The following is a 9,158-nucleotide window of genomic DNA, read 5'->3' as shown; positions in this document are numbered from 1 at the left end:
TCTCGCTGTCGGTGTCGGTCACGTTTGATCCTGTAGGAGGAGTACCCGTTACAGTTGCCGTGTTGTTTACGCTTCCTTTATCCATATCCGCCAAGGTAATGGTATAAGTCGCTGTAAATATCTGGCTCTCAGTTGGCGCAAGGGTTACAGGTGCAGGCGTAATCGCCGATAAGCCCGGTAAGGGATCCGTAACTGATACACCGGTCAGGGTCACATTACCAATGTTGGTTACCTCGAAGCTATATGTTATCACATCGCCCGCCTCGTCATAGGAAGACTGGGACGCCGTCTTTAAAATACTAATCAACGGATCCTGATTCGCAGTGATTATCTCGTTGTCCGTATCGGTAACGTTTGGTCCTGTAGGAGGAGTTGCTACGACTGTTGCTGTGTTTGAAATACTACCAGCATCCATATCAGTCTGTGTAGTCGTGTAGGTCGCCGTGAATTCGGCCGTTGCTCCTGGAGCAAGACTAGCTAACGAAGTAGGTGAAACTGCACTCAGACCAGAAAGTGGATCCGTAACCGTTATATTGGTCAAGGTAACGTTACCTGTATTCTTCACAGTAAATGTGTAGGTGATTATATCGCCAAGCCCATATGGATCTATATCTGCAGTCTTGGTAATCTCAATCAATGGCTTTTGACCCACTGCAATTGTCTCTGTATCCGTGTCAGTCACGTCATTTCCAACCGGAGGTGTCCCTGTGACTGTTGCCGTATTAAAAATACTACCCAAATCCAGATCCGCCTGGGTAACCGTATAGGTCGCAGTGAATTCAGCGGTCGCTCCAGGAGTGAGATTAGCTAAAGAGGTAGGGGTAATCTCACCCAGACCAGGAAGCTGATCCGCAACCGTTACATTAGTTAAGGTCACAGTACCTGTATTCTTAACTGTGAATTTATAGTTGACCAAATCGCCTTCGTCGACCCGATCATCAGGAGCGACTATTGTCATATCAATAGTTCCTGTTTTTTCTAATGAAATCGAACAAGTTTGAACCTTAATACTTACTTCAACTCTTCCGCTTTCACATTCGCCGTCTTTTATTTGACTTACCCAAACTGAATAAGTGCCTGGGGCAACGACATCCGTGTCAACTGAAGGGACCCCTTCGAAAGGAACTGGAGAAGTTTCAGATTCATAGTATAAAATCGTATAGCCTTCTCCAGCTGTTACATCATAAAATTGAATGCCTGAGCCGGAGCAGAATTCCGTGTTTAACACTTCAGGCTCTGGGGCATCTCCAGGAATTGTAATATCAAATGTAGTTTGGTCAGGACACAGCCCCCCATCCACTTTATAATATTTATAAGTTATGGTATAGGTGCCAGAAGAGGTTTTTTCTAAATTGATAGTACCCGTAGATGGATCAATCGTAAGGCCTGTTTCTGTAACAGGATCATAAGGAACATCAACAGAAAAACCAATTGTTTCAAAAATTCTCGGGTTGGTAAATATTACGTTAGCTTCTAAACCACATAAATCATTTGTGTCATAAGAGATTTCTTGTTCCCCCAAAAGAAGCTTGACAGCTATAGGTTCAATAAAGTCCTCTAAATCTGCCGTCTTTGAAGGAGAGCTTTTTGTTTTTATGAAAACCCTCCTAATTGTTAAGCTCTCACACGGATCTGGAGATATAGCATCAAATGCAGCCCCAAGATCTATGGCTGCTTCAACAAACTGAAAAGGCTGGTATTCAAAAGTACCAAAAGCACCATAAGGCGCATCAACAATAGTTGCATTTGTGGCCCCAAACTCAATATCCTCATATTTAGCCGGATCAATAAGCACATAGTCCCAAGTATCAACACCAACATTTTGCCATCTTGAAAACAAAATAACAGGAACGCTACCACCCCCAGTGTAATCCACTGTCATCAAAATATCTCCTACAGTTCGTCCCCCTGTCGCTGGATTGGATGAAAAAGTCCCATCCTCATTCTTACTAAATGTCTCATCTTGCAAAAATTCAAAATCAATATAGGAAGCACCATTTGTTCCAAATCTATCAGCCGCAACAAATAGCCATTGGCTATTGGTGAGATCATCTTCGGTTCCTAGATGAACAAAGACATTATTAACATCAAGTTTATCAGAAGCCTCTCTATTGATCCAAGTCCAATTATTAGGATCATCATTGTATTTGAGTCCGCCTTTGAAAATATTATCAGAACTCGAGTTCTGCTCGTCAAAAAACTTAAATGTTTGAGCAATTCGAACAGCGGTTCCATCATCAAAAAAGACAAATGAGTCATCAGGGGCGCCATCTCCCCTGAACCAGTCTCCTGTTTGAGGATTACCTACTTTAAGGGGATTAATTTCCCCAGAAACAAGATTTCCATCAATATTGAAGCCTCCTTGTGGAAATTTCACAGGGGCAACCTGGGCTAATGCAGAACCTACCAAAAAGAAAAGGAATAGAATGACTAATCCTATTCCTCTCTTCAGAAAGTCCGTATTGCCGCTTTCTCCCCTTTCAAGGAACCCATCCTTCGGCATATCGAAGTTGGATTGACAATTGGATAACCTTTCCATATCGTTAAGATTTTAATTTCGAGTCCGTAATCGTTGCGCTATACTTTTTTCATTTTTCGATGATATGACTTTTCAAATCCCTACAAGTCAAACCAACCCCTATAACTACCCACTCTATTAGTTTGAGATTTTATCTTGAGAAATCTCGTAACCACCATGTTTTATGTAGTAAATGTACACTTTTTTGCAGTTTATCCAAATTTTTCAAGGCTTTATTTTTATATGAAATGCATTTTTTTTGTTACAAAAGTATTTTTTTATAATATTTTATGCATTTTGTTTAACAATACCTTAAACCGGTTAAACAATCCTGTTTTGATGGGTTTTTTCAGTTCCTTCTGCAAAAGCATTGGATTGTTTCAAAAAAATTTAGGAATGCTTTTCAGCTAGTTTTTTTATCTTTCTTTTTGATAGAAAAATCAAACCATGGAAATCTCAGAATACACCCAAAAAACCGAAGTCAAACTCAACTTACTTCAAAAAACAGCCCTCAAATGGAGGACTTCAGCAGCAAGTGAGCGAATTGACCGATTAAAAACCCTTCGGGCCTGGATCAAAAACCACCAGGAACAAATTCAAGAAGCCCTTTGGAATGATTTCAAAAAGTCTGCAGTAGAAACAGATTTATCCGAGATTTTCCCTGTTACTTCTGAAATTAACCATACAATCAAGCATCTAAAGCGTTGGATGAAGTCGAAATCCCTCCCAACGCCCCTTGCGATGCTAGGCACAAATGCGTCCATCCAGTATGAACCTAAAGGAGTTGCCTTAATCATAGCGCCATGGAACTATCCTTTCAATCTGGCAATTGGGCCCCTAGTCTCCGCATTGGCCGCAGGCTGTCCAGCTGTTATCAAACCCTCCGAATTAACGCCTCACACTTCTGCTTTAATCGAAACAATGATTTCGGAGATTTTTTCTGTAAATGAGGTACAAGTCTATCAAGGAGATGCCGAAGTAGCACAACATTTACTTTCCCTGCCTTTTGACCACATATTCTTTACTGGAAGCCCTCAAATCGGAAAGGTAGTTATGGAATATGCTTCCAAACATTTAACGTCAGTTACTTTAGAGCTGGGAGGTAAATCTCCTTGTATAATCACAAGTTCTGCGAATCTTAAAGATGCAGCCCAAAAAATCATTTATGGAAAGCTGGTGAATTGTGGACAAACCTGTGTAGCACCTGATTATATTTTGGTTCAGGAAGGTCAAAAAGATTTATTACTGGCCGAATTAAAACTTGCTATACAGCAAATGTATGACCCTGATTTTAAGGGAATAGAACACTCTAAAGATATGCCTCGAATCGTTAATGAGCGACATTTTAATCGATTGAAAGGTTATTTGGATGATGCCTTGGATAAAGGTGCACAGGTTGAATTCGGAGGAAAAAGTATTCCACACCACCGCTACATAGAACCTACCATCTTATCTGGAATTGAGGAAGAAATGTTGGTTGCCCAGGAAGAGATTTTTGGCCCTATTTTACCAATTCTCACTTATTCCAAATTGGAAGAGGCGATACAATATGTAAACAAACATCCCAAGCCCTTGGCCTTGTATATCTTTGATTCAAGCAAGGAACAACAGCAAGTCCTCCAACAAACAAGTTCTGGAAATGCAGTAATAAATGACTGTGTCCTGCACTTCCTACATAATGAAATGCCATTTGGTGGTGTCAATAACAGTGGATTAGGAAAAGCCCATGGCCATTTTGGCTTTTTAGCTTTTAGCAACGAAAAAGGCATCCTAAAGCAGCGAGTAGGTCCCAATAACACCACTTTACTTCGACCTCCTTATGGGGTCCGCACAAAACAAATTATTAAATCTCTTATTCGATGGTTCTAAAAATGAAAGATTTTTCAGACTACGCTTTTTTTAAACGGCTGGGCATAGCTTCTTTTTTCCTCATAATCACGCTTTTTTCAAGTTGTAGCTCGACGGATGACCCTAATCCCAATGCTCCTTTACCAGCTCTGGAATTAAGTGATAATTCCTATGGCCAAGATGCCCGTCAAGTGATGGATATTTTTTTACCCGAAGGAAGGAGTATGGAAAGCACACCGGTCTTGATCTACATTCACGGAGGTGCTTGGATAGATGGCAGCAAAGATGAATTTCAGGAATTCCGAATGGCTTTTGAACAGGCCCTCCCTGAGTTTGCTTTGATTGCTATTAACTACCGGCTTTTTGATTTTGTCACCAATTCCAATCGCTTTCCCACCCAGGAAAATGATGTGATTTCAGCAGTTCAACATGTACTGAGTAATCAAATGAATTGGAATATTAGCAATGAAATTTACCTCGCTGGAGCCAGTGCAGGTGGGCATTTAGCATTATTGCACGCTTACAAACACCAAGAGATTGGAAACATCAAAGCAGTAATGGCTTTATTCCCTCCAACAGATTTAATTTCCTTGTTCGACTTCAATTTTCTTACTCAAACGGGTCTGACAGCACTTTTGAACGGAACTCCAGATTCTAATCAAGACGCTTATTTACAATCGAGCCCCATCTATTTCATCAATCCTTCCTCACCACCAACTCAGTTTTTTCATGGTACCGTAGATACAGTCGTACCGATTTCTCAAAGTGATTTATTAGCCAATAAATTGGATGAAGAGGGTGTATCATTCGAATATCAAATTATCGAAGGGCAGGGCCATGGTTTTACACCAGCTACTTATTCGGCAATTATTTCCGACATCGCTACATTCATTTCCACTATAAATTAAAAAAACCCTGTCGAGAAGACAGGGTACCAGTTCGTTAGACTTTTTGAAGTCCCGTAGACTTGGCTTTCGATTTGATCGCCTTTACTACTTTTTCGGAAGGTAGAAATTGGATTTGGTCCAGTTGCTCTATAGTGCTCAGCATTTCCAAATATTCTTGCATCAGATGCTCATCATCGTGCAAGGCCTGCATTAAGAGTTCTTGTTCTACCTCCGGCATTTCCTGATAGATATATCTAATCAGGTCATTTGGGGTAAATGGTTTTATCATAGGCAAAATTTAGTTGTTTCATCATTTTTCGTAAGTGAATCAGTGCATAGCGCATTCTTCCCAAAGCGGTATTAATACTGACACCGGTTTTATCAGCAATTTCCTGGAAACTCATATCCATGTAATGTCTCATTATCAAGACTTCCTTTTGAGCCTCCGGCAATTCATCAATCAGTCTACGAACCATGGCGATTTCCTCTTCCTTGACTTGTTCATCCTCGGCATTCCCTTCTGCAAACCTCAGGGAATTGAAAAGACTAGACCCATCCTCCATCACAATGACAGGATAACGCCTTGCTTTCCGAAAATGATCTACTGCCAAATTATGAGCAATCCGCATAATCCAAGGCTGAAACTTTCCCTCCTCGTTGTATTTATCCGAATTCAGGGTATTGACGACTTTCACGAAGACATCCTGAAGAAGGTCTTCTGCCAAATCCTGATCCTTGACAATCAACAATATGGTGGTATAAACTTTTGTCTTGTATCGATCTACAAGTAGATCAAATGCGGCTTCATTGCCATTTCTGTACTGAGCGATGAGCTCAGCATCTCGTGGTCCTATTCGCTTATTCATTGTTTATAGTTTATCAACAACGTAAAAGTCTAAGCCATAGTATAGGGGTTATCGAGATTTTAGAATTTTATTATAAACGGGCTCTAAAAGTAAACCTTTCAGGTATTCCTTACAAACTCAAGCTTGGATTTTTGCAGATTTTCAAATTTGGCCAAAAAAATAGCCTAAACTTGAAAATACAGCCAAAACACAATAGGATGAGGAGCCATTATTCTTCAATAAAAGTGCCAAAAAAAGAAAATTCAACTCCTATTTTAATGGGAATTCTACTTTTTGTCTGAGGTCTTTCAAGAGGCATTCCTTAACTTCGAATTTTAAAACAAGACAAGCATTATGGAATTGAGCGGAAAAGTAATTCAGAAATTACAAGAGGTAAGTGGAAACTCAAAATCAGGCAATAACTGGCGCAAGCAGGAATTTATCATTGAAACACCGGGGAACTATCCCAAAAAGGTCTGTGTAGCACTTTGGGGAGACAAAATCGATCAATTTCCTATTGCAGTTGGAGAAGAAGTAAAGTTGAGTGTGGATGTGGAAAGCCGGGAATATAATGGTCGCTGGTACACAGATATCAAAGCCTATCGGGTAGATAAAGGATCTGAAGCTAGTAGTACACCAACTTTTGAAAATGGTCCTTTGGATGTAGATACCTTTCACGCTGACGAAGAAGATCAATTACCTTTTTAAACACACACAAGCATTTTTTCTACTATGTGGGATGATTTTGAGGATGAAGATCCGGATTTTGAAGATGACGGAGACTTTGACTTTCAAAAAGAACAGGATAAGATTTACAAGCACCCTTTAATGAAAAAAGCCAAGGAAATCGTGGGACTAACCCGCGCCTTGGTTGGGAGCTTGGATGAGGCTAGGAAGGAATTATACGGCGGCATCATGATGGAAGATGCGATGGTGATGAGCGCCAAGTTCGCCGGTGCAGAATCTGTTCCTGACTATGTCATAAAAATGGAAAAGGCTGTCTTGATGAAAATTCATGCCAAAAGCCTGAATTCCATGACCTATCAATTGGCGATGGAAGAGACCCATGCTGAGGAACACTTGGAGTTGCTCCGAACGGCCATTGAAGAATATCGAAAGCTATTCATCGAATGGGTCAGGGGATTCGACCCCAATCAAAAGTTTGATGATGGTTGGGGGATTTTTACGGATTGACTTGATTGGTACCAAACTGAAATCCTAAATAGGCTCCTCCAGCCATTAAAAAAAGGGTGATTAGTACCATCAATACTAAAATATACAAAGGTACTTCCCACAATTCCCCTCCTACTTTAAATCGGATAATTCGCCTCCAATCCATTGCTAAAAAGTCTTTACAGGTTTAGAGATTCTATTTTTTCAAAATCGTCTTCCAGCCCTTCAACTCAATTTCTTCAGCGGATTTCTCAACTTTTTCCTGAAGTCCTTTTTTATAAGCGTCCATATTTTTCCCAACCTGCTCATCGAAGGCACCGACCATAGAAGCTGCCAAAATCCCTGCATTCTTGGCTCCATTCAAGGCAACGGTCGCGACAGGAATACCCCCAGGCATTTGCAAAATCGAAAGAATACTATCCCAGCCATCAATGGAATTGGAGCTTTTCACAGGAACACCTATCACCGGTAAACTCGTCATAGAAGCGACCATCCCGGGAAGATGGGCAGCGCCACCTGCTCCAGCAATAATGACTTTCAAGCCCCGCTCTCGGGCAGATCGGGCATAGTCAACCATCCGGTCAGGTGTCCGATGCGCAGAAACAACCGTCAATTCATAGGAAACCCCCAATTCTTCCAACATTTGTGCGGCTTCTGCCATAACCGGAAGATCGGACTGACTTCCCATGATAATTCCTACCTGTGGATTCATGCTTTTATTTTGATTAGGTTTTTAATGTAATGGGCCCGCTGCTTTAATTGATCAATATTTTCATCGAGTATAGTTACGTGACCCATTTTTCGAAAAGGCTTGGTCAATTTTTTGCCATAGAGATGAATATAGACTCCTTTTTCCGAAATAGCTTCTTCCATTCCCTCCACATAAGCTTCTCCCTGATAGCCTTCCTCACCTAGCAAATTGATCATAGCTGCAGGACAGCGGAGGCCAGTATCGCCAAGCGGCCAATTCATTACCGATCGGAGATGTTGTTCAAACTGGCTCGTATTGTTCGCTTCAATGGTATGGTGCCCACTGTTATGAGGTCTCGGAGCGATTTCATTTACCAAAACTTCACCATCCTTTGTCACAAACATCTCTACAGCCAAAATCCCTACCATATCCAGCTTCAAAATTACCTCCCGGGCAATCTCCTGTGCTTTCTTTTCGATTTCAGGTGAAATAGTAGCAGGTGCAAATAGAAACTCTACCAAGTTGGCTGTTGGATGAAAAGCACATTCCACCGCAGGATATGCAACCAAATCCCCTTTTGAATTTCGCGCTGTCGTTACCGCAATCTCCTTGTCAAAATCAATCAATTTCTCAAGCAAACCCGGTGCGTCGAACGCTTGATTTAAATCTTCCTCATTACGCAAAATCTGAACGCCTCTACCATCATACCCTTCCTTTCCCAGCTTATTGACAGCTGGTAAAAAATCCCGGTTATGGATTACCTCTTCCCGGTTTGCAGTAAGAATAAAATCAGCTGTTGGAATTCCGTGCTGTTGATAAAATTGCTTTTGCGCTCGCTTATCTTGGATCAAACGAATGATTTCCGGTTGTGGAAAAACGCGCTTCCCCTCTTGTTGAAGCTTTTGCAGCGCCTCCGTATTAACATTTTCTATCTCAATCGTAATGACATCACAGCTTTGCCCAAATTGGTAAACTGTATCAAAATCCCGTAATGATCCATTCACGAATCGCTGCGCCAGATCCTTGCAGGGTGCATTAGGATCCGGATCGAGAATATGAATGTCTTGATTGTAATTGATGGCGGACTGAATCAGCATCCGACCCAACTGCCCTCCACCGAGGACCCCGAGAATTTGATTTTTTTGGCTCATGATCTTTTCGTCCTCAAAAATACACCTTTCAACCCGAAGGAAAAA

General features: G+C 41.2%; 9 protein-coding genes and 1 pseudogene. 4 read left to right on the top strand and 6 right to left on the bottom strand.

From position 1 onward, the window contains the following. Positions 1-2,539 (bottom strand): annotated as a pseudogene (locus HWE15_RS13150) (hypothetical protein); the annotation flags it as partial. 426 nt (positions 2,540-2,965) lie between these two features. Here HWE15_RS13150 and HWE15_RS13145 point away from each other — a divergent pair. Together HWE15_RS13145 and HWE15_RS13140 are read left to right on the top strand one after the other, a co-directional pair. Further along, entirely contained in the window at positions 2,966-4,387 is a 1,422-nt protein-coding gene (locus HWE15_RS13145) for an aldehyde dehydrogenase family protein (RefSeq protein WP_290508002.1), read from the top strand. 2 nt (positions 4,388-4,389) lie between these two features. Next, positions 4,390-5,274, top strand: a complete 885-nt coding sequence (locus tag HWE15_RS13140; RefSeq protein ID WP_290508001.1) for an alpha/beta hydrolase — start codon at positions 4,390-4,392, stop codon at positions 5,272-5,274. 34 nt (positions 5,275-5,308) lie between these two features. On the opposite strand, the gene HWE15_RS13135 is transcribed toward HWE15_RS13140, so the two are convergent. Together HWE15_RS13135 and HWE15_RS13130 are read right to left on the bottom strand one after the other, a co-directional pair. After that, the gene (locus HWE15_RS13135) at positions 5,309-5,542 is read right to left on the bottom strand and encodes a hypothetical protein (RefSeq protein WP_290508000.1); all 234 of its coding nucleotides are present in this window, start codon (positions 5,540-5,542) and stop codon (positions 5,309-5,311) included. Further along, positions 5,517-6,119 carry a sigma-70 family RNA polymerase sigma factor gene (locus HWE15_RS13130; protein ID WP_290507999.1) on the bottom strand — a complete coding sequence of 201 codons (603 nt, stop codon included), beginning with the start codon at positions 6,117-6,119 and terminating at the stop codon, positions 5,517-5,519. The genes HWE15_RS13135 and HWE15_RS13130 overlap by 26 nt, the downstream gene beginning before the upstream one ends. A 333-nt stretch (positions 6,120-6,452) precedes the next feature. Here HWE15_RS13130 and HWE15_RS13125 point away from each other — a divergent pair, with 333 nt between their 5' ends. Continuing rightward, positions 6,453-6,806 carry a DUF3127 domain-containing protein gene (locus HWE15_RS13125; protein WP_290507998.1) on the top strand — a complete coding sequence of 118 codons (354 nt, stop codon included), beginning with the start codon at positions 6,453-6,455 and terminating at the stop codon, positions 6,804-6,806. 24 nt (positions 6,807-6,830) lie between these two features. After that, positions 6,831-7,292, top strand: a complete 462-nt coding sequence (locus HWE15_RS13120; RefSeq protein ID WP_290507997.1) for a hypothetical protein — start codon at positions 6,831-6,833, stop codon at positions 7,290-7,292. Here HWE15_RS13120 and HWE15_RS13115 read toward each other — a convergent pair. Genes HWE15_RS13115 through HWE15_RS13105 form a run of 3 tightly spaced genes read right to left on the bottom strand, consistent with a single transcriptional unit; the run spans position 7,282 to position 9,113 of the window. Further along, positions 7,282-7,437 carry a hypothetical protein gene (locus HWE15_RS13115; RefSeq protein WP_290507996.1) on the bottom strand — a complete coding sequence of 52 codons (156 nt, stop codon included), beginning with the start codon at positions 7,435-7,437 and terminating at the stop codon, positions 7,282-7,284. The genes HWE15_RS13120 and HWE15_RS13115 overlap by 11 nt on opposite strands. Positions 7,438-7,467: 30 nt before the next feature. Continuing rightward, entirely contained in the window at positions 7,468-7,983 is a 516-nt protein-coding gene (purE, locus tag HWE15_RS13110) for a 5-(carboxyamino)imidazole ribonucleotide mutase (RefSeq protein ID WP_290507995.1), read from the bottom strand. Further along, positions 7,980-9,113, bottom strand: coding sequence for a 5-(carboxyamino)imidazole ribonucleotide synthase (locus tag HWE15_RS13105; RefSeq protein ID WP_290507994.1), 1,134 nt, complete (start codon positions 9,111-9,113; stop codon positions 7,980-7,982). Before HWE15_RS13105 ends, purE begins: the two co-directional genes overlap by 4 nt. Positions 9,114-9,158: the final 45 nt, after the last annotated feature.

Source organism: Algoriphagus sp. (genome assembly GCF_013373065.1).
GTDB lineage: Bacteria > Bacteroidota > Bacteroidia > Cytophagales > Cyclobacteriaceae > Algoriphagus.
This window is presented reverse-complemented; position numbering and strand designations above follow the sequence as displayed.